Raw genomic sequence first — 24,333 nt, 5'->3', positions numbered from 1 at the left:
ACCAGACCCGTTAGCGTTGCGCCGATGCGTTTGATCGCTGTCACGCTGGGGTTGCTTTCCGCCTTGTGCGCGCTGGCTTTCCCCTTCCTGCCGGTGGTGCAGGACACAGCGGAGGTCGTCTGGCCAACGGGCGGCGACACCCGCTCCGTCAACGCGCCCTTGACCGGGTACTGGGCTCAAGACCTGCGCGTCGATCTGCCGTGCACGACCGTCCGGTCGCTGGACGCGCGTTCACAGGGTCAGGCGCTGCTGTTCTCGACCGTGCCCGACGGCCGCACCGACCCGCGCGCGGGCAAGGGCGTCGGCCTGCAGCTGCGCATCGACAACGGCGTGCTGCTCGCGTCCAGTCAGGGCCAGCAGATCGTGCAGCAACCGCTGCCTCCTCAGTCGACGACTCCTCCCAACTGCGACATCAAACTCGTCGCCGACGCGAACCAGATGACGCTGACCGTCGCCGAGACCGTGGTCTTCCACGCCGAGGGCGACGTCCGGCCGCGGCTGGTCGGGATCTACTCGTCGATCAACGCGGGCAAGGACCCGATCGCCGGGCTGCACGTCTCGGTCGTCCCGGACACCCGCTACCAGACCTCGCCGACGGTGCTGAAGTGGATCATCGGCCTGATCGCGGCGCTGTCGTTCATCGGCTGCCTGATCGCGGTGTGGCGGATGGACTCCGGGTTCGCCCGCCGCGCGCCGCGCTGGGCGCCGGTCGGCTGGTGGCGGCTGACCGCCCGCGACGCGACGGTGATCATCGCGCTCGGCGCGTGGGTCTTCATCGGCCCGGTCACCTCGGACGACGGCTACATCCTCACGATGTCCAGAGTCGCCGAAGACACCGGCTACATGACCAACTACCACCGCTGGTTCGGCGTCGCCGAAGCGCCGTTCGGCTGGTTCTACCACGTGTTCCAGCTGATGGCGCACGTCAGCACGGTGCCGCCGTGGATCCGGCTCCCGTCGTTCGTGCTCGGCGTGCTGAGCTGGCTGTTGATCAGCCGCGAGGTCATGCCGCGCCTCGGCACCCAGGTCCGGACGAGCCGCGCGGCCGGCTGGGCTGCCGCCGCGGTCTTCCTGGTCTGGTGGATGCCGTTCAACAACGGTGTCCGGCCGGAACCGGTCGCCGCGCTGGGCTCGCTGCTGGCGATCTGCGCCGTGGAGCGCGCGCTCGTGACGCGCCGCCTGCTGCCGCTGGCCCTCGGCCTCACCGCCGCCGGGTTCACCCTGGCCGCGACGCCGACCGGGCTGATCGCGGTCGCTCCGTTCCTGGTCGCCGCGCGCCCGCTGTTCAAACTGGTCCGCCAGCGCGCCGAGAACGGCTGGCTGCCGGTGCTCGCGCCGGTGCTGGCCGCCGGGCTGCTGGTGCTGATCGTCGTCTTCGCCGACCAGACCTTCGCCACCGTGCAGGAGGCGACCCGGATCCGCACCCAGGTCGGCCCGAACCTGTCGTGGTTCCAAGAGCTCGCGCGCTACCAATTGCTCTTCGAAAGCCTGCCGGACGGCTCGATGCCGCGCCGCTTCCCCGTCCTGCTCGTGTTGCTGTGCACCGGCACCTGCCTGGTGGTGCTGCTGCGCCGCGGCCGGATCCCGGGCGCCGCGCTCGGCCCCAGCCGCCGCCTGATCGGCACGGTCGCGCTCTTCTTCCTCCTGCTGGCCTTGACCCCGACCAAGTGGACGCACCACTTCGGCGCGTTCGCCGCCGTCGGCGCGGCCATGGCGGCGCTGACCGCGCTGGCGACCAGTTCGACGGTGCTGCGGTCGAGACGGAACCGGGCGGCGTTCCTCGCCGGGCTGCTCGTGGTCGGCGCGCTGGCCGCGACCGGGCCCAACTCCTTCTGGTTCGTCTCGAAACTCGGCGTGCAATGGACCGGGGTGGCGCCGTCGATCGGCGGGATCCCGCTGTCGACGATCCTGCTCATCGCGGCCGCGATCTCCGGGATCTACGCGTTCGTGGAGAACGTCCGCGCGCACCGGCCCGGGCTGCCCGCCGGGCCGCAAGAAGGCCGGAGCCGGTCGCTGCGGCTCGGGTCGCTTTCGCTGGTGGTCGTCTGTGGCCTGATGGCCGGGGGCGAGTTCGTCAGCATGGCCTGGGCGATCCACAACCAGGCCGGTTCCTACAGCCTCGGCGCCGCGAACTTCGGGCATCTGTCCGGCAAGAGCTGCAACCTTTCCGACCACGTGATGGTGGAACGGGACGCCGCGACCAGCATCCTGCGGGCCCAGCCCGAACAGCGGACGGTGCCGGTGAAGAAGGAGGAGCCGCCCGCCGGGCAGACCCCGCCGCCGCTGCCCGATCCGGAACAGGACAACGGCCGCGTGCAGACCGGGTTCCACACCCGCGCGATCGACGACAAGGATCCGCTGGCCGAACCGCCGCACGGTTTCAAGCCCGACGAAGTGCCGATGTGGAGCAGCTTCCTCGACCCCGAGACGCGGGCCGGACGGCTTCGCAGCGATTGGTACGCCCTCGCCGAGAAGCCCGCTGACGGCCAGATCGTGGTCGCCACCGCGGGTGCCTCGCGGCGGCCGACGTCGGTCAGCCTCGACTACGGCGTGAACACCGGCGAAGGCGTGAAGATCGTCCGGAGCCAGTTCGTGCTCCCGCCGGGCGCCGGGACCAACGGCTGGAACGACACCCGGATCAACCTGCGCGACCTCCCCGCCGAGACGACGTCCGTGCGGATCAACATCGTCGACAACGACCTCACCGAAGACGGCTGGATCGCCGCCTCGGCGCCGCGCGTGCCGACGTTCACCACGCTGACCGAGAAGATCGCGGGCAAGCCGGTGTACGTCGACTGGCCGGCGTCGTTCGTCTACCCGTGCGTGCAGCCGGTGACCTCGCACGACGGCATCTCGAAGATGCCCGAGTACCGGATCACCGCGGGCGCCGTGGCCGACGAGGCGAACTGGGCGTCCAGCACCAACGGCGGTCCGATCGGCTGGCTCGAAGAGGTCGCCGCCGAACCCGAGGTGCCCAGCTACCTGATCGGTCAGCCGAGCCAGTCGTGGGGCCAGCTGCTGCAGGTCGAACCGTTCACCGAGGGGATCGCGCCGACGATCATCCACGGCGAGAAGGTCGTCCCCGGCTGGTGGTCGCCGGGTCCCGGCCCGAGGCAGCCGAACGGCAAGGACCCGACGCGCTGAGCTGAAGGGGCCTTTCCCCGCATAGGACGCAGCGAAGGGGCCCTTCACCGCATGTGATGCGGTGAAGGGCCCCTTCAGCTCTCTCTAGAGCCCGGCCAACGCCGGCGGCAAAGCATCGCTGTAGAGCACCCCGAGCCGCTGCGTGGCCCGGGTGAGCGCGACATAGAGCTCGGCCGCCCCACGCGGTCCGTCGGCGAGGATCCGCACCGGGTCCACCACCAGGACCGCGTCGAACTCGAGCCCCTTCGTCTCCGACGCGGGAACCGTGCCCGGCACCCCCGGCGGCCCGATCACCACGCTGGTGCCCTCGCGGACCGCTTCGTCCTTGACGAACTCCTCGATGGCCCCCGCCAGGGAATCCCCGGTGACCTTCCGCGCCCACGGCGCGACACCGTTGGAACGGACCGACTCCGGCGCCCGGACGTCGGGCGCGAACTCGGCGAGCACCGAGGCCGCGACGGCCATGATCTCCGCCGGCGTCCGGTAGTTCACCGTCAGCGAGCGGTAGACCCAGCGGCCCGGCACGTACGGCTCCAGCATCGCGCCCCAGGACCGCGCCCCGGCTTCGGACCGGCGTTGCGCCAGATCGCCGACGACGGTGAACGACCGGTTGGGGCAGCGCCGCATCAGCACCCGCCAGTCCATTTCGGACAGTTCCTGCGCCTCGTCGACCACGACGTGCCGGTACGTCCAGTCCCGGTCCGCCGAGGCCCGCTCGACGAGGCTGCGCGTGTCGTGCTCGACGAACCGGTCGGCGAGTTCGTCGGCGAAGAGCAGGTTTTCCGCGGACAGCAGGACGTCCTCGTCCATCTCCTCGCGGTCCAGCTTCATCGTGTCGAGCACACCTTCGGCGTACTCGGCCTCGGCCTTCTTCTCCCGCTCGACGGCCTTCTCCGCCGCCTGCTCCGCCGCTTTGTCACGGCCGAGCAGATCGACGAGTTCGTCGAGCAGCGGCATGTCCGACACCGTCCAGGCTTCCCCGTCGGCGCGCAGCAGCGCCTGGTCGGCACCGGCCGCCGTCAGCCGTTCCGGGGACGCGTAGAGCGCCCCGAGCAGGCTCTCGGGCGTCAGGATCGGCCAGAGCGCGTCGACCGCGGCGGTGAACGTCTCGCTCTCCGCCAGTTCCTTCAGCAGGTCCTTCCGCAGCCGCTCCCATTCGTCACGGTCGTCCCGGCTCAGCCAGCCGCGGCCGATCCGCGCGATCGCCCGCTCGGTCAGGACGTAGGTGACGATGTCGGTGAACGTCACCCGCGCTTCGTTGTGCGGCAGGCCGCTCTTGCGCGCCTCGTCCCTGGCCCACTCCGCGTTCTCGGCGTCGATCCGGACGGTGACGTCGGACAGCTCGATCGGCAGCGGTTCCTCCGGCAACCGCTGGCGGTCGGCGACGGCGGCGGCCAGGACGTCCAGCATCTTCAGCGAACCCTTGAGCCGCACCACTTCGGGGCCGTCCTCGGCGGTGACGTGCTTGCCGGGGACGAAATCGCCGGTGGTCATGAACACCACGTCGGTCTCGCCCAGCGACGGCAGGACCCGGCCGATGTGGTGCAGGAACGCCGGATTCGGCCCGACCACGAGCACGCCGTGGCGTTCCATCCGCTCGCGCTGGGTGTAGAGCAGGTACGCGACGCGGTGCAGCGCGACCACGGTCTTCCCGGTGCCCGGCCCGCCCTCGATCACCAGCACACCGGGGTGCTCGTGCCGGATGATCTCGTCCTGCTCGGCCTGGATGGTCGCGACGATGTCGCGCATCCCCTCACCGCGCGGCGCGTTGACGGCCGCGAGCAGCGCCGCGTCGCCTTCCGCGTCGCCGCCGGGGCGGCCGAACACCTCGTCGGTGAACCCGATCACCGCACGCCCGTGCGTGTGGAACTGGCGACGGCGGCGCATCTTCTCCGGTGTCGCGGCGGTCGCGGTGTAGAACGCCCGTGCCGCCGGTGCCCGCCAGTCGAGCAGTACCGGTTCGTAGTCCTTGTCCTCGTCGAAGAGACCGATACGGCCGATGTGGAAGGTCTCCCCCGCGTCGCTGTCCAGCCTGCCGAAGCACAGGCCGTTGTCCACGACGTCGAGCCGCCGCGACTCCCTGGCCAGCGAACGCACCTCGACGTCGCGTTCCATGGCCGTCGCGCCGGTTCCCCCCAGCGCGGCCTGGAACTCCCCCTTCACCCGCGCGCGTTCGGCGTCCAAGCGCGTGTAGAGCCCGGCGACGTACTCGCGTTCGGACCGCAGCTCTTCTTCATGACCCTGAGTTGACACAGACTCCCATTTCGCCAGGTTTCGGCTACGGCGAGTGAGTTTGAAGCATGACCGGGGTCTTGTGGCAAGTCCCCCCATGCGCTATATGTTTATTACGGAGAGAGTTGGTCATCCGCACGGTGGCGCGTACTCGAGCCCCGGAAAGTACCTCTCCCACTCCTCCCTGGTGATCCTCGGCGTCGCCAACCGGCAGATCTCTTCGCTCACCCGGTCCGTGTTCGTCTGCCACAGCTGCACACCGCTGCTCCCGATCGCGAGCGTCTGCCCGTCGTCCCGGTAGGCCACCGAGTTGACCGTCGCGGCGAACCCGGTGAGCTGCGCCCGCTCCACCGGGTTCCGGGGATCGGCGAGGTCCCAGACCCGCACCGTCCGGAACGCCGACGCCGCCAGTTCCCGCCCCGCCGGGCCGAACGCGAGATGCCCGACGCCTTCGGGATTGCCGCCCAGTTTCGCCAGCCGCACGGCGTGCGCGCGATCGGCGATGTCCCACAGGTAGACGTTCCGGTCGCTGCTGCCCGCGGCGACGGTCCGGCCGTCGGGACTGAGCGCCATCTTGAACAGGGCGCCGGCGTCGGGCCGCAGGGTCGACACCAGACTCGGCCGCTTCGGATCGGCGACGTCCCACAAGGTCACCGCGGACGAGCTGAGACCTTGGCTGCCCACGAGCGTCCGCCCGTCGGGCGTGAACGCGAGCGACCACACCGTGCCGTCACCGACCGGGAGGGTCCGCGGCTCGGCGAACCGCTGGGGATCGCCGACGTCCCAGAGCTGGATCGGCCCGTCGTCGTGGCCGGAGGCGAACGTCTTCCCGTCCGGGCTGAACGCGAGCGAATACGTCGGCTTGACCTCGGTGGACGCCGTCAGCTTCGGCGCCGTCGGATCGCTGATGTCCCAGCGCTGGAGCAGGAACGTCCCGGCGACGCCCGCGCCGTCGTGCGCGGCCAGCGCGAGGCTGCGCTTGTCCGGGCTGAGCGCGACGGCGGTGACCGTGGCCGGTCCGGGGAGTTTCGCGAGCTGTCGCGGGGCACGGAGGTCGTCCATCGTCCAAAGCCGCACGTCGTCCCCGGAGGTGACGAGGATCCGCCCCTGCTCGGTGAACGCGCCGACGTTCCAGCCCGCGCTCGAGGCCAGCGCGAGCTCGCCGAGGTCCTGCAACCGGACGGTCCGATCCGCGCTGGTGGACACGATGGTCTTGCCGTCCGGGGTGAACCCGGTCCACCAGATGGCGTTCGTGTGCCCGGACAGCGGCGGCAGTTCCTTCGCCGCCGCTCCCGTGACGTCCCACACGCGCACGGACTGGTCGTCCCCCGCGGTCACCACCAGCCTGCCGCTCGGGCTGAACCCGGCCGCCCAGACCACGGCCGGGGTGGTCATCGTCGACAGCGGCCGCGGCGACGCCGGATCGGCGACGTCCCAGAGCCGGGCCGTGCGATCCCAGCTGGTGGTGATCAGCCGTCTGCCGTCCGGGCTCCACGCCGGGGTGAGCTGCAGATCCTTGTGTCCGGAAAGGACGGAGCGCCGTCGCGGCGCGGCCGGGGTGGTGACGTCCCAGAGTTCCGCCGTCCAGTTCGTGTTCGTGACCGCCAGCAGCCTGCCGTCGGGGCTGAAGACGGCGCGTTCGAGCTCGTCGGCCGGGATCCCGCCGAGCGGTTTCGGGGCGCCGAGGTCGGAGACGTCGGTGAGCCGGACGGTGCGGTCGGCGGAACCGGTGGCGAGGAGGCGGCCGTCCGGGCTGAAACCGGTGGAAAGCAGGGCCTCCCGGTGCCCGGCGACGTCCGCCTTCCGCACCGGATTCCGTGGATCGGTCAGGTCCCAGAGCCGGACGGCGTGCTCCCGGGTGGCGGTCGCCAGGGCCCGTCCGTCGCGACTGAACGCGAGCGGGCCGCGAATCGTTTCCGAAGCGGGCAGCGTCGACAGGAGTTCCGGACGCCGGGAATCGGCGATGGACCACACCTGCGTCGCCCGGTAGGAGTCGGAGGTGACCATGAGCTGCCCGCTCAGCACGACGGTGACGTCACCGGGGTCGAAGGTCATCCTGGTGGCGAACGGCGCCGCCATGGACGCGAGCAGACCGTCGTGGGTCTCCTGGATCGGCGCGAGCCGGTACGCGGCGAGGCTGAGTTGGGTCGACAACGCCGGGTTCGACTCCCGTAACGTCTTCGCGTCGACGACGGCCTTGCGCGCGAGCGCCACGTTCCGCTGATCGGTCGCGGTGTTCCCGGCGTCGACGGCGTACACGACGGCCACGACCGCGAGGATCAGCAGCACGTGGAGGAGCGCGACAAGCCTGCGCAGCCTCCGTGTCCGTTTGCGGCCGACAGCGGTCTCCTCGGCTTCCGCGTCGAGTCCGGCCCGGAGGAACTCCTGTTCGCGCGTGCTCAACGCGTCCGGCGCCCTGGCCGCCCATTCGGCCGCGAGACCCAGCCGCGTACCGCGGTAGAGGCTGCCCTTGTCGCGATCCAGCGACTCCCACAGGTCGGTCGCCTCGGCCAGCTGACGATGCAGCCGATGTCCTTCGCGGTCCTCCGCGAGCCAGTCGCGTAGCCGGGGCCAGCCGCGGATCAGCGCCTCATGGGCGATCTCGACGCCGTCGCGGTCGAGAACCAGCAGGCGCGCGTCGGCGAGGCGTCCGAGAACCTCCGTCGTCGCGGGATCGTCGTCGAGCTCGCGCCGGTTGAGACGGCGCTTCGTGTCTTCGGTGCCTTCGCCGAGCGCGGTCAGCCGCAGGAAGATCTGCCGGACGAGGGCCTGCCTGTCCGGCTCCAGATCCGTGTACACCGCCTCCGCGGTCTGCGCGATCGCGTTGAGGATCCCGCCCGCCGACTCGTACGCCGCGCTGGTCAGCGTGATCCCCTGACGCCGCCGCCAGGTCTCCAGCAGCGCGTGCGAGACCAGCGGGAGCATCGCGGGCTGGCCGGTGGCGTCGGCGACGAGCGTCGTGACCAGCGCCGCCTCGACCCGGCAGCCCGCGCGGACGGCGGGTTCGACGATCGCGGTGCGGAGTTCGTCTGCGGTCATCGGGCCGACCATCACCTGTGCGTCGGTGAGGGCCTCCACGAGACCCGCGTGACGGCAGAGGTGACCGTAGAAGTCCGCGCGGACGCCGAGGACGACCCGGGTCCCGTGCTCGTCGCTCGCGAGCGCCAGCAGCGCGTCGATGAAGGCGGTGCGCTCGCCTTCGTCGTGGCAGAGCGCGTAAAGCTCCTCGAACTGATCGACGATCAGCAGCCGCCCCGCGACGGCACAGTCCGCTTCGAGCGGATGTGCTCCAGGCGTGCGAAGGTCGACAGGGCGTTCGCTCGACGGCGCCAGCCCGGCTCGCAGGACGGATGATTTTCCCGAACCCGAGGCGCCGAAGACGCCGACGAGCCGTCGTTCCGCGAGCTTGCCGGTCAGCTCGGCGACCAGCCGCTCACGGCCGAAGAACCGGTCGGCGTCGGTCGCCTGGAACGCGGCCAGGCCCAGATACGGGAGCTCGGTGTCGTCGCGTTCGCCGTCGGCCGCGGCGAGCCCGGCGGCGACGGCGCGCCAGCGGTCCTCCCACGCCGGGAGATCCCCGCCGCACGCGGTGACGTACGCGGACGTCACCGCGAGCCCCGGCAGCTTCCGGCCTCCCGCCGCCTCGGAAAGGGCGGCGGCCGAGTAGCCCGCGCGAGCGGCGAGGTCCCGGTACGTCGGCCCGCCCGCCTTCTCCCGGAGCAGGCGAAGATCCGCCGCGAACCTCACGACGACGTCGTCACCCGGCCCCAGCGGGCGCTCGCGTCTCGGCACCAGGCCCCCCTGATCGTCGAAGCGTTATCGAATGGTCATTGTTCACCCAAAACGGCCGGACACTGTACAAAAGTTCTGCGCTACAACCGATGGCGTGCCGATTCGAACCCAAGTGGTGAGCGTGGTCTTCGCGGGTGTCCCCGAGCCGCCCGAGTCCTCGGAACTGGAAGTGGTCGCCTATACCCCCGACGAACGCGAAGCGGTCTGGCACGCCACCGTGCTGCGCCCGGACGTCCTCGTCCTGTCCGTTCACCCGCCCGCACTCGACGGACTCGCCGTGACCCGCGAGCTGGCGTCGCGCGTGCCGGAAACCGCCGTGCTCGCGCTGACCCCGCCCGGCGACGGCGAACTCGGCGTCGCCGCGATGCTCGCGGGTGCCCGCGGCGTCCTGTCGCGGACCGCAGGCCACGCGGACCTGGTCCGGTTCATCCGCGGGGTCGCGGCGGGCGCGGTCGTGTTCGGCGAACGCGCGGCGGACCGGCTCTACGGCCTGCTGGCCGCCTCCGAGCCGGTCCGGATGTTCCCGCGGCTGACCTCACGCGAGCACGAAGTGCTGGACCTCCTGGCGGGCGGGTTGACGATCACGCAGGTGGCACGGCAACTGGGGCTCGCCCCCAAGACCGTGCGCAACGTGGTCTCGTCGATTCACGCGAAGGCCGGCACCGTCGATCGCGAGGTGCTGCTCGGCCAGGCGCGCAACGCCGGGCTCGGGCGTCACTCGTAACCGCGGGGCGTCCAGACGATCCCGTTCTCGGCACGGGTCTTCGACGAACCCACGATCAGCAGGCAGCGCATGTCCACCTCCGCCGGATCGAGCGTGCCGAGGGTGACCACGCGGACGTCCTCCTCGGGACCGCCGACGTCACGGGCGACGACGACCGGCGTCTCCGGCGCGCGGTGCCGGAGCAGGACGTCGCGGGCCTGCGCGAGCTGTGTGGTCCTGGTGCGGGAGGCCGGGTTGTACAGCGCGAGCACGAGATCCGCCGCGCCCGCCGCGTCGAGCCGCCGTTCGATGATCTCCCACGGCTTGAGCCGATCGGACAGCGAAAGCACGCAGTAGTCGTGGCCCAGCGGAGCGCCGACCCGGGACGCGGCCGCCTGCGCGGCGGTCACCCCCGGCACGATCCGCACCCGCGTCCCCGTGCCGTGCCCGGCGGCGAGCTGCTCCAGCACCGCCGACGCCATCGCGAACACGCCGGGATCACCCGAGGACACCACCGCGACCTTGGCGCCGTTCGCGGCCAGTTCCAGCGCTTCGACGGCACGTTCGGCCTCGACGCGGTTGCCCGACGCGTGCCGCTGCTGGCCCGCGCGCTGCGGTACCCGCGCGACATACGGGCCGTAGCCGACGACGTGCTCCGCCGCGGCCAGTTCCTCGGTCGCTTCGGGGGTCAGCCAGCCGGGGCCCGCCGGGCCGAGACCGACGACCACGACCTCGCCACCGGTGTGCGTTTCGGTCTTTCGCGGGCTCTCCGGTTCGTCGGCGAGCCGGGACGCGTAGGCCGGGCTGGGCAGCAGCGCCAGCGAGAAGTACGGCACCGACTCCGGGTCGACGTCGGCGAACGGCTCGACGCGCTGCGCCTGCCAGGTCGCGCGTTCGATGTAGAAGGCGTCGTCCAGCTTCCCGGCCTCGGCCAGCGCCTCGCGGACGTTGCCGAACGTACGGCCGAGTTTGAGCACCGCGGCGGCCTGCGTGTCGGCGAGGCGGCGCGCCAGTTCCGGCGCGGGCAGGGTCCCGGGCAGGATGGTGAGGACCTCGTCGCGCTGCACCAGCGGGCGGCCGAGCACCGACGACGCCGCGCTGACCGACGTCACGCCGGGCACGACGGTCGCCTCGTAGCGGTCGGCGAGCCGTTCGTGCATGTACATGTAGGAGCCGTAGAAGAACGGGTCGCCTTCGCAGAGCACGACGACGTCACGTCCGGCGTCGAGGTGTTCGGCGAGCCTTTTCGCGCTGAGCTCGTAGAAATCGGCGATGGCGCCTTCGTAGCCGCCGGGATGGTCGGTGGTCTCGGTGGTGACCGGGTAGACCAGCTTCTCTTCGAGCTGGCCGTCGCGCAGGTACGGCTCGGCGACCGAACGCGCGATGCTCCGGCCGTGCCGGGCGCTGTGATAGGCGATGACGTCGGCCTCGCCGATGAGCCGCGCGGCCTTCACCGTCATCAGTTCGGGGTCACCGGGCCCGAGCCCGACACCCCAGAGTTTCCCGGGCCCGCTCATTCGACCTCACTCGCCATCGCGTTGATCGCGGCGACGGCCATCGCGCTGCCGCCACGGCGTCCGTGCACCACCAGGTACGGCGCGGGCGCCCGCTCGGCGAGCTCCACTTTGGACTCGGCGGCGCCGACGAACCCGACCGGGACCCCGATGATCGCCGCCGGGGCACCGACCCCTTCGTCGAGCAGTTCCAGCAGGCGGAACAACGCGGTGGGCGCGTTGCCGATCGCCACCACGGAACCGGGCAGCTTGTCGCGCCACAGCTCCAGCGCGGCCGCGGAACGGGTGGTGCCCATCCGCTCGGCCAGCCCCGGCACCTTCGGGTCGGACAGCGTGCACAGCACCTCGTTGGCGGAAGGCAAACGCTTGCGGGTCACCCCGGACGCGATCATGTTGGCGTCGCAGAGGATCGGCGCGCCCGCCTCGAGCGCGGCCCGGCCGGATTCCACCACGTCCAGGCTGTAGCGGAGGTCGTCGACCAGGTCGACCATCCCGCAGGCGTGGATCATCCGCACGGCCAGCACCGCGACGTCGTCGGGCAGGATCGCGAGATCCGCCTCCTCGCGGATGGTGGCGAACGAATGCCGGTAGATCTCGGCACCGTCCCGGAGGTAGTCGATCACTGCTGTCCCTTCACTTCGGCACTGCCCTTCCGCGCCAACGTCCCGGCCAGCTCGCCGACCGGGACGAACGCCCCGTCGACCAGGTAACCGTCCTCCGTCGCGAGCACGTCGACGTGCTCGCGCGCGGGTTTTCCGCACCGCCGTTCACATCCGGCGAAATGGGCCATCGGGGTCCGGCCGACCCGTGCCGCGTCGGCCCGGACGTCGGCGAGCGACTTCGCGCAGCCCGGACGGCCGATACAGGCGCTGATCCCGAGCGACGGCGCGTCCGGATCGGTGATCAGACCGGCGTCGTCGTCCAGCGTGCCGAGGACCAGGATCGAGCGCCACGGCGTCACCACCGCATTGCCTGCCTTCGCGATCGCGCGCGCCTGTCCAGTGGTCAGGCGGCCGAAGACCGGCGCGACCCCGAAGGCGTCACCGATGCGCCCGATGGGCAGGCCCGGGTTCGTGTCGAAGACCCGCGGTTCTTCCTTTTCGCCCGGGATGTCCCGAAGAAGTGGTCCCGTGCCGGGAAGTTCGCCGATCCGCCAGGCGGTTCCCCTGATGCGAAGGAAAGCGCGCGCGACCGAGATCAGCGTCTCGACAGCGTGCTCCGCGGTGACGCGCAGGCCTGTGTCGGCGCCGTCGAGCAGCAGCGCGCCGTCACGCCAGCAGACGTCGGCGCCCTCCCCCGCGACGTCGCCGCGGCCGCCGTCGAGGGCGAAGAGGAAACGTCCGGGAAGTTCGGCTAGCTCGGGAACGGCGCACAGGGCCCTGTCGAGCGCCGGGGCGAGACGTTGGGCGACGTCGCTCAGGGGCGAGGCGAGGATGTTGCGGACGCGTTCGTGCGGCGGCGAAGGCAGGAGTCCGGCCGCGGAAAGCCTGGCCGCGAGACCGGGACGGGTGACGCCGCGGAGCTGGATGTTGCCGCGAGAGGTCAGGTGGAGAGCGCCGTCCCCGAGGTCGTCGGCGGCGTCCGCGAGGGCCCCGAGCTGGTCTTTCGTGATGGCCCCGCCGGGCAGCCGGATCCGGGCGAGCGGACCGTCCGCCGCGTCGTGCGTGGCGAAAACACCGGGGCACGCGTCGGCTCGGACACGCGTGCTCGTGGACATGCGCTCACTGTAGATGGCGACCTGGAGCGAGAGTACCTCTCAGATCATATGTAGTAGGTGTGCTACATTCAGTCGCAGCACTGAGATGGGGGTGACCAATGAGAGATCCACAAGACGTGATGATCTCCGTCAAAGATCTCCGGATGCGCTACGGAACGAACGACGTCCTCCACGGCGTCGACTTCACCGCGCACCGTGGCGAGGTGATCTGCCTGCTGGGGCCCAACGGGGCGGGCAAGACCACGACGATCGAGATCCTCGAAGGCTTCCGGATGCGCTCGGAAGGCGAGGTCAGCGTGCTGGGCGTCGACCCGGCGCACGCGGACGAGAACTGGAGGGCGCGGCTGGGGGTCGTCCTCCAGGCCTGGCGTGACCACGCGAAGTGGCGGGTGCGGGAACTGCTGGAGCACCTCGGCGGCTACTACGCGCCGTATTCCACCGACCGCATCAAGCGGCCGTGGGATCCGGACGAACTGGTCGCCGCGGTCGGGCTGACCGCGCACGCGGACAAGAAGGTCCGGATGCTCTCGGGCGGGCAGCGGCGCAGGCTGGACGTCGCGATCGGCATCGTCGGCCGTCCGGAACTGCTGTTCCTCGACGAGCCGACCGCCGGGCTGGACCCGGAGGCGCGGCGCGAGTTCCACGAACTCGTGCACCGGCTGACCGATGACGACGACACGACGATCCTGCTGACCACGCACGACCTCGACGAGGCCGAGAAGCTGGCCGACCGGATCCTGATCCTGAACCACGGCCGGATCGTCGCCGACGGTTCCGCCGACGCGCTGAGCAGGCAGATCGCCGGCGAGGCCGAGGTGCGCTGGACGCTGGACGGCCAGCGGTTCGTGCACTCGACGACGGAATCGACGAAGTACGTGCACGAACTGTTCAAGCAGCACGGGGACGCCATCGGCGACCTCGAGGTCCGGCGGGCGTCGCTCGAGGACACCTACATGACCCTGGTCCGCCAGGCGGAATCCCCGCTCACGGAGGTGGATGCGCGATGAACCCGGTTCAGCACAGCGTGCGGCTGGGCATCCGGCGAGGCTGGCTCGAAGCCCGCCAGATGATGACCAACGGCGAAGACCTGTTCAACACCTTCCTCTTCCCGGCGATCTTCGTCGTCGTCATGTTCTTCATGCGCGACGCGAAACTGCCGGGCATGGAGTTCTCGCTCGGCGCCGCCACCGTGCCGAGCGTGCTGGGCGCGTCGATCGTGTTCAGCGGCATGCTCGGGATGGCGGGCATCCTCGCCGTCGAACGCGAGGACGGCACGCTCCTGCGCGCCAAGGCGACGCCGAACGGCATGATCGGCTACCTCGTCGGCAAGGTCGTCACGGTGTCCTTCAGCACGGTCATCGGGATCCTGCTGGTGCTGATCCCCAGCCTGATCCTGTTCGACGGCATCGCGCCCGGCGGGTGGGCGTCGTGGCTGGGCCTGCTGTGGGTGCTGGTGCTCGGCCTGCTCGCCACCATGCCGATCGGCGCGATCTTCGGCTCACTGACCACGAACGCGCGCAGCATCGGCCTGATCATGCTGCCCACCCTGGGGATCGGCGCGATCTCGGGGATCTTCTACCCGATCACCGCACTGCCGGAATGGCTGCAGTACATCGGACAGGTGTTCCCGATGTACTGGCTCGGCCTCGGCATGCGCTCGGCGCTGCTGCCGGACTCGACGGTGATGATCGAGATCGGGCAGTCTTGGCGGCCATGGGAGACCCTCGGCGTACTGACCGCGTGGACCGTGATCGGATTGGCACTGGCCCCGGTCGTCCTGCGGCGCATGGCGCGGCGTGAGTCCGGGTCCTCGGTGGCGGCACGACGGGAAAAGGCGATGCAGCGAATTGGCTAGTTCATGAGCGAGGTCGTTTACAACCGGATCGCGATGCTACGGGCGGAACGGGGCATCTCCCGCCGCGAGCTCGCCGATGCGCTGGGCGTGCACTACCAGACCATCGGCTATCTCGAACGCGGCGAGTACAGCCCGAGCCTCTACCTCGCACTGCGGATCGCGGCATTCTTCGAGGTGGCGGTGGAGATCATCTTCTCCACCGCCCCCTTCCCGCGGATCGGTGACTCCTCTTCGGAACGTTCGGCGTGAACCTGGTGGAGCGGGCGCACGCGCACGCAGTCCGGCTGGGACGGGACCGGGTCGGCGGGGAGGAACTCCTGCTCGCCATTTTGGACGATGGCGTCGGGTATGCACTTCCCGGCGCCTTGGGGATTTCTCGCGATGTCCTCGTGTGGCAACTGGAGAAAGCGCCCGCTTCCGACGTCGCCGCGGGCACCGAGTCGGGTTTCGCGGTCACCGCCGAAGTCCGCGAAGTGCTGCGGCACGACGGCTTCCTCGAGATGCTCGCCGCGTTGTCGTCGGCCGGCGGCGGAGTGACTCGCGTGCTGGGCGAACACGGCGTGACGGAAGAGCAGGTTCGCGAGTCCTACGCCCGGATCTGGGCTCCGCTGCTCGACAAGGACGCCGTCTGGGGTACTCCTGCTTCCCCTGCTCGTGGCCCTGCCGATCCGCCGCCCGAGATCGACCTGCTCAGCGACCAGATCGTCGAGCACCGGCGACGCAAGGAAGCGGCCGTCGACGCGCAGGAGTACACCCAGGCGGCGATCGTGCGCGACGCGGAGAAGGAGGTCGTCCGCCTGCGGTCCCGGCTTATCCGGGAGTGGGCCGGGACGGTCGATCCGGTGGATCTCGCGGAGGCGGTCGTTTCACTGCGGGAGCAGGTCGCGAGACTTCAGGACCTTCGCAATTAGTCGGCTAAATACGGTGACCGAGGTTCGGTGTCGCGCCGGGTAGCGGTGGCTATCTGCTGAAATCACCCCATGGTGGTGAAAGATTCCGGACGTTCAACGTCCTGAATCCTCCCCACTCGCCCCTGGCCGACCCAGCACCCGCCCCCGCCCACCACCTGCCGGACACATCACCTTGACTCCCGCCGGACCGCACCGGAGAGTGAGCGGGAACCCACGCGTCGGCAGAGGGAGGAACCCGGTGAGAGTCCGGGGCGGTCCCGCCACTGTCACCCCTCCCAGCCACGAGAGGGGAAGCCAGGAACTCCGGCCGTCGCGACCGCACGACCCGGGGCGCGGACACCCCGAGTGAGGACTGCCGTGATCCTGCTTCTGTCCACATCGGACACCGACCTGCTCAGCGCCCGCGCCGGCGAGGCCGACTACCGGCTGGCCAACCCCGCCCGGCTCGACCTGGCCGAGTTGCCCGCTCTGCTCGACGGCGCCCAGATCGTCGTCGTCCGGATCCTCGGATCCGAGCGGAGCTGGCAGGAGGGGCTCGACACGGTCCGCGCGAGTGGCGCGCACGTGGTCGTCCTCGGCGGCGAGCAGACGCCGGACGCGCAGCTCATGAAGCTCTCGACGGTCCCGGCCGGTACGGCGGCCGAGGCTCACGCGTACCTCGCGCAGGGCGGGCCGGAGAACCTCACTCAGCTGCACCGCTTCCTCAGCGACACGCTCCTGCTCACCGGCGACGGTTTCGAGCCGCCCAAGGTGCAGCCGCTGTGGGGCGTCCTCCAGCGCACACCGAAGCGAACAGACGGCCCGGTCATCGCGATCCTCTACTACCGCGCGCATCACCTGTCCGGGAACACCGAGTTCGTCCACGCCCTCTCCGACGCCATCGAGGACGCCGGGGGCCGCGCGCTCCCGATCCACTGCGCGTCCCTGCGCACCCGCGAGCCGGAGATGATGGCCGAGCTGGCCAAGGCCGACGCGCTCCTGGTCACCGTGCTGGCCGCCGGCGGCACCAAGCCCTCCGAGGTCGGGGCGGGCGGGGACGACGAGGCGTGGGACGTCTCCGAGATGGCCGCGCTCGACATCCCGATTCTCCAGGCCCTCTGCCTCACCAGCGACCGCGAGACCTGGTCCGCGAACGACGACGGCCTCTCCCCGCTCGACGCGGGCAACCAGATGGCCGTCCCCGAGTTCGACGGCCGCCTCATCACCGTCCCGTTCTCGTTCAAGGAGATCGACGACGACGGCCTTCCCAAGTACGTGCCGGACGCCGAGCGCGCGTCCCGGGTCGCCAAGATCGCGCTCGCCCACGCTCGCTTGCGCCACACGCCGCCCCAGGAGCGCAAGATCGCGCTGATGCTGTCCGCGTACCCGACGAAGCACTCCCGCGTCGGCAATGCCGTCGGCCTCGACACGCCCGCGTCCGCGATCGAGTTGCTGCGCCGCATGCGCGACCGGGGGTACGACCTCGGCGAGGCCCCGTTCCCCGGCGTCGAGCCCACCGGCACCGACCAGCCCGACGGTGACGCGCTGATCCACGCGCTCATCGCCGCGGGCGGCCAGGATCCTGAGTGGCTGACGGAAGAACAGCTGTCCGGCAACCCGATCCGCGTCCCGGCCGACAAGTACCGCGAGTGGTTCGCCGCGCTGCCCGTGGAACTGCGCGAGGGGATGGAGGAGCACTGGGGTCCCGCTCCCGGCGAGCTCTACGTCGACAACGGCGACATCGTGCTCGCGTCCCTGCAGTCCGGCAACGTCATCCTGATGATCCAGCCGCCTCGCGGATTCGGCGAGAACCCGGTGGCGATCTACCACAATCCGGACCTCCCGCCGAGCCACCACTATCTCGCCGCGTACCGCTGGCTGGAGGAGGAGTTCGGCGCGCACGCCGTCGTCCACCTCGGCAAACACGGTTCGCTCGAATGGCTTCCCGGTAAGACCGCCGGTCTCTCGGACTCCTGCGCGCCGGACGCCGTCCTCGGCAACCTGCCGCTGATCTACCCGTTCCTGATCAACGACCCCGGCGAGGGCGCCCAGGCGAAACGGCGCGCGCACGCCACGATCGTCGACCATCTGATCCCGCCGATGGCCCGCGCCGAGAGCTACGGCGACATGGCCCGCCTGGAACAGCTTCTCGACGAGCACGCCAACATCGCCGCGATGGACCCGGCGAAGCTGCCCGCGGTCCGCGCGCAGATCTGGACGCTCATCCAGGCCGCGAAGCTCGACCACGACCTCGGTGTCGAGGAACGCCCGCACGACGCGGAGTTCGACGACTTCCTGCTGCACATCGACGGCTGGCTGTGCGAGGTCAAGGACGCCCAGATCCGCGACGGCCTCCACATCCTCGGTGCCGCGCCGGAAGGCGAGGCCAGGATCAACCTCGTGCTGGCGATGCTGCGCGCCCAGCAGATGTGGGGCGGCAAGCAGGGCGCGGTTCCCGGACTGCGTTCCGCTTTGGGCCTCAAGGAGAACAGCGACGCACCACTGTCCGAAGTGGACGCCATCGAGCAGAAGGCCCGGTCGCTCGTCGAGGCGATGGAGGCCCGTGACTGGTCCCCCGCCGCCGTCGCCGAAGTCGTCGCCGACGTCCCGGAACACCAGGACGTCGCCCGCGTGCTGACCTTCGCCGCCACCGAGATCGTGCCTCGCCTGGCGGGCACCGGCGCCGAGATCGACGCCGTGCTCCACGCGCTCGACGGCGGCTACATTCCGGCGGGCCCCAGCGGGTCTCCCCTGCGTGGCCTGATCAACGTGCTGCCGACCGGCCGCAACTTCTACACCGTCGACCCGAAGGCCATCCCGAGCCGTCTCGCCTGGGAGACCGGGCAGGCTCTCGCAGACTCGCTTCTCCGCCGCTACAAGGAGGACACGGGCGACTGGCCGCGTTCGGTCGGCCTCTCGGTGTGGGGCACGTCGGCCATGCGCACGTCGGGTGACGACGCCGCGGAAGTCCTGGCCCTGCTGGGAGTCCAGCCGGTCTGGGATGAGGCGTCGCGCCGCGTCACCGGAATCGAAGCCATCTCACTCGCCGAACTCGGCCGCCCGCGCATCGACGTCACCGTCCGGATCAGCGGCTTCTTCCGCGACGCCTTCCCGCACGTGATCGCGCTGATGGACGACGCCGTACGCCTGGTCGCGAATCTGGACGAACCGGACGAGCAGAACTTCGTCCGCGCCCACACCCGCGCGGATCTGGCCGCGCACGGTGACGAACGCCGGGCCACCACCAGGATCTTCGGTTCCAAGCCCGGCGCGTACGGCGCGGGCCTGCTGCCGCTGATGGATTCCGGGAACTGGCGCGACGACAAGGATCTCGCCGAGGTCTACGCGGTCTGGGGCGGCTTCGCCTACGGCCGCGACCTCGACGGCAGGCCCGCGCGGGAGGACATGGAGAACTCCTACAAGCGGATCGTGGTCGCGGCCAAGAACACCGACACCCGCGAGCACGACATCGCCGATTCCGACGACTACTTCCAGTACCACGGCGGGATGATCGCGACGGTCCGCGCGCTCACCGGCACCGCGCCCGCGTCCTACGTCGGCGACAGCACCACGCCGGACGCGGTCCGCACCCGCACCCTCGGCGAGGAGACCGCCCGTGTCTTCCGTGCCCGCGTGGTCAACCCGCGCTGGCTGGCGGCGATGCGCAAGCACGGTTACAAGGGTGCTTTCGAGCTGGCGGCGACGGTCGACTACCTCTTCGGTTTCGACGCCACCGCCGGCGTGGTCGGCGACTGGATGTACGAAAAGCTCACCGAGTCCTACGTACTCGACGAGGTCAACCAGGAGTTCCTGCGCCAGGCCAACCCGTGGGCGTTGCGCGGCATCATCGAGCGGCTGAACGAGGCCGCCGATCGGGGGCTCTGGGCGGAGCCGGACGCCGATCTTTTGGCTCAGCTGCGCGAGGTCTACCTATCGCTGGAGGGGGACCTCGAGTCCTGACGTCACCCGCTGGAGCAGCGTCATGGCCCTCCCGGCGGTACCACTGTCGTATGCGCAGAACTTAGCGTGACAGGGCGGTGGGACGACAACGATCGGGAGGACAGCGATGATCAAGCGTCTGTTGAAGGTCGTGCTTCGCCACGGTTGCTGCTCGGCGTGCACCGGTCAGGGCTGCGGCTGCTGCGACGCCTGTAAGTAGGTCAGGGGCGGACACCCGGGATATGGGTGTTCGCGCGGCGGACGTCGGCGGCGAGGGCGGGTACCTCGATCACCCGGCGTCCGGCCGCTTCCAGCGTTTCGGCGCCGACGCAGTCGACGAACACCGACGGCTCGCGCCAGGCGAACACGACGCGGGGAATGCCGGCGTCGAGGATGAGCTGGGTGCAGCTCCGCGGATGTGACGTCCGGGAGCTGCACGGCTCCAGCGACGTGTACATGGTCGCGTCCGCCAGTCTCGGGTCTCCTGGTTCGAGTTTGGCGAGCGCGGCTTCTTCGGCGTGGTTGTTCGGATCGCCGTCGCCCGAGTAACCGGTGGAGATCACTTCGCCGTCGGCGCCGGTGATGACCGCGCCGACGCGGAAGGTGCGCGGCGGGCAGTTCTCGGCCAGCGCGATGGCCTCGCGCAGCCGCAGAATGTCCACTTCGGACGGTTCCGGCGTCGCGTGGTACTCCAGGACGGCGATTTCGCCCAGCCGGGTGCTGTCGACCAGCGTGAGCCCGCGAGGAAACGCGCCTGGGCCGGTGAACCGCGGCGCGCGCGGATCGCCGACGAAGAACGGCGCGATCGCCAGGTGCAGTTCGTCGACGAGTCCCTCGGTGAGGAACTGGGTGTGGATCGCGCCGCCGCCTTCGATCATCAGCCGCCGGATGCCGCGCGCGTGGAGGTCGGCCAGCATTTCCCGCAGGCCCGCCAGTTCGACGACGGTCGCCTTCACGCCCGTGACGACACCGGGCGGCGCGTAGACCAGCTTCTCCGCGTCCCCGACGGTGAAGAACTGTGCCGCCGGATCGAGCGAGCCGCTCCGGGTGAGCGTGACCTTGACCGGCTGTTCCGGACGCCCGGCCGCGACACGCTCGGCGACCAGCTCAGGCGAACGGACCAGCAAGCGGGGATTGTCCGCGCGGACCGTGTTCGCGCCGACGAGGATCGCGTCCGACGCCGCGCGCAGGCCGTCCACTCTGGCCCAGTCGTCCTGGCTGGACAGCACCAGCCGGGTGTCGGTCGCGTCGTCGAGGTAACCGTCCAGCGAGACCGCGGCGGAAAGCAGGACGTGGGGGCGTTCAATCACGCCGCCAGTATGCCCCGGCCGGTCGATTCAGCCGACACCCCACCTTCGCCGCGATCGACCTGATCGCCTCCCCCTGCGACGAGACGCTTGAAATCCGGGATAGCGCCCGAGAAATCCAGGCCACGCACTGTTTACCACTACCGGGTGAACGTCACCCGGCGCATACATTCCAGACTTCGCTTACCACGACTGCCATTACCGAATTTCGACAACGGCGGCGGCAGCCACAAGATCCAGAACTGTCGGTGAGGGATTGCAGGTTCGTCGGGTGGACACTTACCGAGCCACCGCTGTGGCGCTACTTGAGGAAATCACCGACCCCGACAACCTGAAGGCCATCAATACCGCCGTGGATTCGTTGGAAGACAACGAATCCGTCGCCCTCGCGCAAGCGGCGTCGGCGGGGATCGCCCGGCTGGAAGCGATCCGCTTCCGTGCCCTGGCCCAGCTGAACCGGCATCGCGAAGGCGCGCGTAGCGTCACTCAGGAAGTCGCGTTCGCCCTGTCGGTGGGCGACAAGTACGCGGCCGGGCTGGTCGCCGCCGCCGAGGCGTTGACCACCAGGCTGCCCCGCACCCTTGGCTTGATGGACAAGGGTCAGGTGGACGGGTTCGGCGCGATGAAAGTCGTCACGGCCACCGCGTGGCTGTCAGACGAGCACGTGCTCGCCGCTGATGCCCTGCTGGAAGACCGGTTGCCCGGTAAGAATGCCGAACAGATCCGCAAAGCGGCGAACCACGCGGCGACAACTGTCGATCGTGAGGGCGCGGACAAGCGCTGCGAGCAGGCCCGCGAAAGCCGCCGCCTCGTGGTAAGTCAGGGTGAGGCGGGCGTGGCCTCGCTGGAGATCGAGGACGGCCCAGTGGAAAAGGTCGCCGCCGCCTACAACCGGATCAACCGGGAGGCCCGCGCGCTCAAGACCGGCGACGAGACCAGCACTCTGGACCAGCTTCGCGCCGACGTCGCCCTCGACCTCTTGTTGGGCGGCACCGGCGGGAAAAGTGAACGCGCCGAAGTATTCCTTTACATGGACCTCTTCACCTACCTCGGCCTCAACGACGACCCGACGGAAATGGCCGGACACGGCCACATCCCGGCGTCGCTGGCGCGGCACATCGCGAGCGGACCCAACACGGTGCTGCGGCGGATCATCACCGACCCGCTGTCAGGCCAGGTCGCAGATCTCGGCCGGGACCGGTATCGACCGACGGCCGGTCTTGACGAGTTCGTCCGGGTCCGCGACCGCGAATGCCGGAGACCAGGGTGCCACCGGCCCGCCCAGGCCTGCGATCTCGACCACTCCATCCCGTGGCAGTTCCAGGGCAACACCGACGCCGCCGACCTCATCGACTTCTGCCGCCGCGACCATCGGCTCAAGGACGAACCAGGGTGGATCTACCGACTGGCACCGGACGGAACCCTGACGATCACCACACCAACCGGCCAGGCCTACGACAGCAAGCCTCCGCCGCTGCACACACCCCGCACCGAGGAACCATCGTTCTGACTCCGTTGCCACGAAACGGCAACCGGCCTCTGGCACCGACTGGCAGCTCCCGCTAAATCGGTCGCACCGGGACCGCCGCCCGGCTACGGTGGCCCGGTGATCTTCTGAGACGAACCTGCGCCCTCATCCCACCTCCTTCGCAGGGAGTCTCATGTCTTCTTCCTTGACGTTTTCCGACGTCACCTTCACCTGGCCCGACGGTGTCCCGGTGTTCGAGCGCCTTTCGCTCACCATCGGGGCCGGCCGCACCGGCCTGGTCGGCACCAACGGATCCGGCAAGTCCACGCTCCTGCGCCTGCTCGCGGGCAGGCTGAAGGCCACCACGGGCTCAGTCACCGCACCGGGCGAGCTCGGCTACCTGCCGCAGAACCTCGCCCTCGACACCGGCCGCCGCGTCGACGACGTGCTGGGCGTCACCGCGATCCGCGCGGCGATCAGGGCCGTCGAGAGCGGCGCCGCCACCGAGGAGCACTTCACCACCATCGGCGACAACTGGGACGTCGAGGAACGCATCCGCGCGATCCTCGATCGGCTCGGGCTGGGTGCCGTCCGCCTCGACCAGCGGGCGGGCGAGCTGTCCGGCGGCGAACTCACGCTGCTCGGGCTGGCCGCCCTGCTCCTGCGGCGTCCCGCCGCGCTGCTGCTCGACGAACCGACGAACAACCTCGACCTACGGGCACGCGAACTCGTGCATCGCGAGGTGGAGGGCTGGAGCGGGATTCTCGTGGTGGTCTCCCACGACCGCGAGTTGCTCCAGCTGGTCGACCGGATCGTCGAGGTCCGCGACCGCGAGGTGACCACATACGGCGGCAACCTCGCGGACTACGAGCATGCCGTCGAGGTCGCCCAGGAAGCCGCGCGCAGGCACGTGCGCGCGGCGGAATCGGACGTCAAGCGGCAGAAGCGCGAGCTGATCGAGGCCGGCATGAAACTCGCCCGGCGGGCCCGCTACGGCCAGAAGATGTGGGACCAGAAACGCGAACCCAAGGTCCGGATGCGCAAACGCCAGGAGGACGCGCAGATCGCCGCGGGCAAGCACCGGAACCTGCACGCAGGGAGGCTGGAGGACGCCGTCGAAGCGCTGAAAGCCGCCGAGGAACTGGTGCGGGAGGACGCCGAGATCCGCGTCGAGCTGCCGGAGACCACGGTCGCGCGGGGAACGGACGTACTCCGGATCGACGCCGAACCCCGGTTCGGGCCGCCGGTGAACCTGCACGTCATGGGCCCCGAGCGGATCGCGCTCGTCGGCCCGAACGGGTCGGGGAAGACGACCTTGCTCCGCACGATCACCGGCGAGCTCCCGCCGCGCTCGGGCGAAGTGCGGCTGTTCGTCCCCGGCAGGCTGCTCCCCCAGCGGATCGACATCCTCGACGACATGATGTCCATTGTGGACAACGTGCGCCTGGTCGCGCCATCGCTCACGGACAACGAGATCCGCGCGAGGCTTGCGCGGTTCCTCTTCCGTGGCACGACGGCCGACCGGGAGGTGGCGTCGTTGTCCGGCGGGGAACGGTTCCGGGCGGCGCTGGCGGCACTGCTGCTGACCGAACCCACGCCGAAAATGCTGCTGCTCGACGAGCCGACGAACAACCTCGACCTGGCGAGCGTGCGGCGGCTCACCGAAGCGTTGCTGGCCTATCGGGGCACGCTGATCGTGGCGAGCCACGACCGGCCGTTCCTGAAGGACATCGGCATCACCAGATGGCTGGAGCGGTAAAGCCTCGTGAGTG

15 protein-coding genes and 1 riboswitch are annotated in these 24,333 nt (G+C 70.1%); of the genes, 9 read left to right on the top strand and 6 right to left on the bottom strand.

The genetic code is table 11. The features are described 5' to 3' along the window. The first annotated feature begins 24 nt into the window (after positions 1-24). Positions 25-3,144, top strand: a complete 3,120-nt coding sequence (locus BKN51_RS00585; protein ID WP_101605733.1) for an arabinosyltransferase domain-containing protein — start codon at positions 25-27, stop codon at positions 3,142-3,144. Between the two features lie 84 nt (positions 3,145-3,228). On the opposite strand, the gene helR is transcribed toward BKN51_RS00585, so the two are convergent. Further along, on the bottom strand, positions 3,229-5,397 hold the full coding sequence (gene helR, locus BKN51_RS00580; RefSeq protein WP_174720378.1) for an RNA polymerase recycling motor ATPase HelR: 2,169 nt from the start codon (positions 5,395-5,397) through the stop codon (positions 3,229-3,231). A 108-nt stretch (positions 5,398-5,505) separates the two neighbouring features. Beyond that, positions 5,506-9,168 carry a WD40 repeat domain-containing protein gene (locus BKN51_RS00575; RefSeq protein ID WP_101605732.1) on the bottom strand — a complete coding sequence of 1,221 codons (3,663 nt, stop codon included), beginning with the start codon at positions 9,166-9,168 and terminating at the stop codon, positions 5,506-5,508. 94 nt (positions 9,169-9,262) lie between these two features. Between BKN51_RS00575 and BKN51_RS00570 the strand changes: the two genes are divergently transcribed. Then, the gene (locus tag BKN51_RS00570) at positions 9,263-9,892 is read left to right on the top strand and encodes a LuxR C-terminal-related transcriptional regulator (protein ID WP_233224285.1); all 630 of its coding nucleotides are present in this window, start codon (positions 9,263-9,265) and stop codon (positions 9,890-9,892) included. Here BKN51_RS00570 and BKN51_RS00565 read toward each other — a convergent pair. The 3 genes from BKN51_RS00565 to BKN51_RS00555 are packed head-to-tail and all read right to left on the bottom strand — an operon-like array spanning position 9,883 to position 13,102. Beyond that, positions 9,883-11,388, bottom strand: a complete 1,506-nt coding sequence (locus tag BKN51_RS00565) for a precorrin-2 C(20)-methyltransferase (protein WP_101605731.1) — start codon at positions 11,386-11,388, stop codon at positions 9,883-9,885. The two genes, BKN51_RS00570 and BKN51_RS00565, sit on opposite strands and share 10 nt — an antisense overlap. Further along, positions 11,385-12,008 (bottom strand): precorrin-8X methylmutase, encoded by a 624-nt coding sequence (locus BKN51_RS00560; RefSeq protein ID WP_101605730.1) that lies wholly within the window; start codon positions 12,006-12,008, stop codon positions 11,385-11,387. Before BKN51_RS00560 ends, BKN51_RS00565 begins: the two co-directional genes overlap by 4 nt. Then, positions 12,005-13,102, bottom strand: coding sequence for a precorrin-3B synthase (locus tag BKN51_RS00555; protein ID WP_101605729.1), 1,098 nt, complete (start codon positions 13,100-13,102; stop codon positions 12,005-12,007). The genes BKN51_RS00560 and BKN51_RS00555 overlap by 4 nt, the downstream gene beginning before the upstream one ends. Before the next feature lie 98 nt (positions 13,103-13,200). On the opposite strand from BKN51_RS00555, the gene BKN51_RS00550 reads away from it, so the two are divergent. The 5 genes from BKN51_RS00550 to cobN all read left to right on the top strand — a co-directional run bounded on the left by BKN51_RS00550 (position 13,201) and on the right by cobN (position 19,807). Next, entirely contained in the window at positions 13,201-14,109 is a 909-nt protein-coding gene (locus BKN51_RS00550) for an ABC transporter ATP-binding protein (RefSeq protein WP_101605728.1), read from the top strand. Further along, the gene (locus BKN51_RS00545; RefSeq protein ID WP_101605727.1) at positions 14,106-14,957 is read left to right on the top strand and encodes an ABC transporter permease; all 852 of its coding nucleotides are present in this window, start codon (positions 14,106-14,108) and stop codon (positions 14,955-14,957) included. Before BKN51_RS00550 ends, BKN51_RS00545 begins: the two co-directional genes overlap by 4 nt. Positions 14,958-14,960: 3 nt before the next feature. After that, a complete protein-coding gene (locus tag BKN51_RS00540) occupies positions 14,961-15,206 on the top strand; it encodes a helix-turn-helix transcriptional regulator (protein WP_101605726.1) in 246 nt (81 codons plus the stop codon). Further along, positions 15,203-15,868, top strand: a complete 666-nt coding sequence (locus tag BKN51_RS00535; protein ID WP_101605725.1) for a Clp protease N-terminal domain-containing protein — start codon at positions 15,203-15,205, stop codon at positions 15,866-15,868. Before BKN51_RS00540 ends, BKN51_RS00535 begins: the two co-directional genes overlap by 4 nt. A gap of 228 nt (positions 15,869-16,096) precedes the next feature. Further along, a riboswitch (cobalamin riboswitch) is annotated at positions 16,097-16,172 on the top strand. Positions 16,173-16,225: 53 nt separating this feature from the next. Beyond that, positions 16,226-19,807: a cobaltochelatase subunit CobN gene (gene cobN, locus BKN51_RS00530; RefSeq protein ID WP_101605724.1), complete on the top strand. Its 3,582-nt coding sequence runs from the start codon at positions 16,226-16,228 to the stop codon at positions 19,805-19,807. Between the two features lie 200 nt (positions 19,808-20,007). Here the strand turns inward: cobN and BKN51_RS00525 are convergent, their stop codons facing one another. Then, positions 20,008-21,096, bottom strand: coding sequence for a dihydrofolate reductase family protein (locus BKN51_RS00525; protein WP_101605723.1), 1,089 nt, complete (start codon positions 21,094-21,096; stop codon positions 20,008-20,010). A gap of 268 nt (positions 21,097-21,364) precedes the next feature. Between BKN51_RS00525 and BKN51_RS00520 the strand changes: the two genes are divergently transcribed. Both BKN51_RS00520 and BKN51_RS00515 read left to right on the top strand, forming a co-directional pair. Continuing rightward, positions 21,365-22,603 carry an HNH endonuclease signature motif containing protein gene (locus tag BKN51_RS00520; RefSeq protein WP_369862499.1) on the top strand — a complete coding sequence of 413 codons (1,239 nt, stop codon included), beginning with the start codon at positions 21,365-21,367 and terminating at the stop codon, positions 22,601-22,603. A 151-nt stretch (positions 22,604-22,754) separates the two neighbouring features. Beyond that, positions 22,755-24,320, top strand: coding sequence for an ABC-F family ATP-binding cassette domain-containing protein (locus tag BKN51_RS00515; RefSeq protein WP_101605721.1), 1,566 nt, complete (start codon positions 22,755-22,757; stop codon positions 24,318-24,320). Positions 24,321-24,333 lie beyond the last annotated feature (13 nt).

It is taken from the genome of Amycolatopsis sp. BJA-103 (assembly GCF_002849735.1).
Classification (GTDB): Bacteria; Actinomycetota; Actinomycetes; order Mycobacteriales; family Pseudonocardiaceae; genus Amycolatopsis.
Note: the sequence above shows the minus strand (reverse complement) of the source record. Positions and strands in the feature narration are given on the sequence as shown.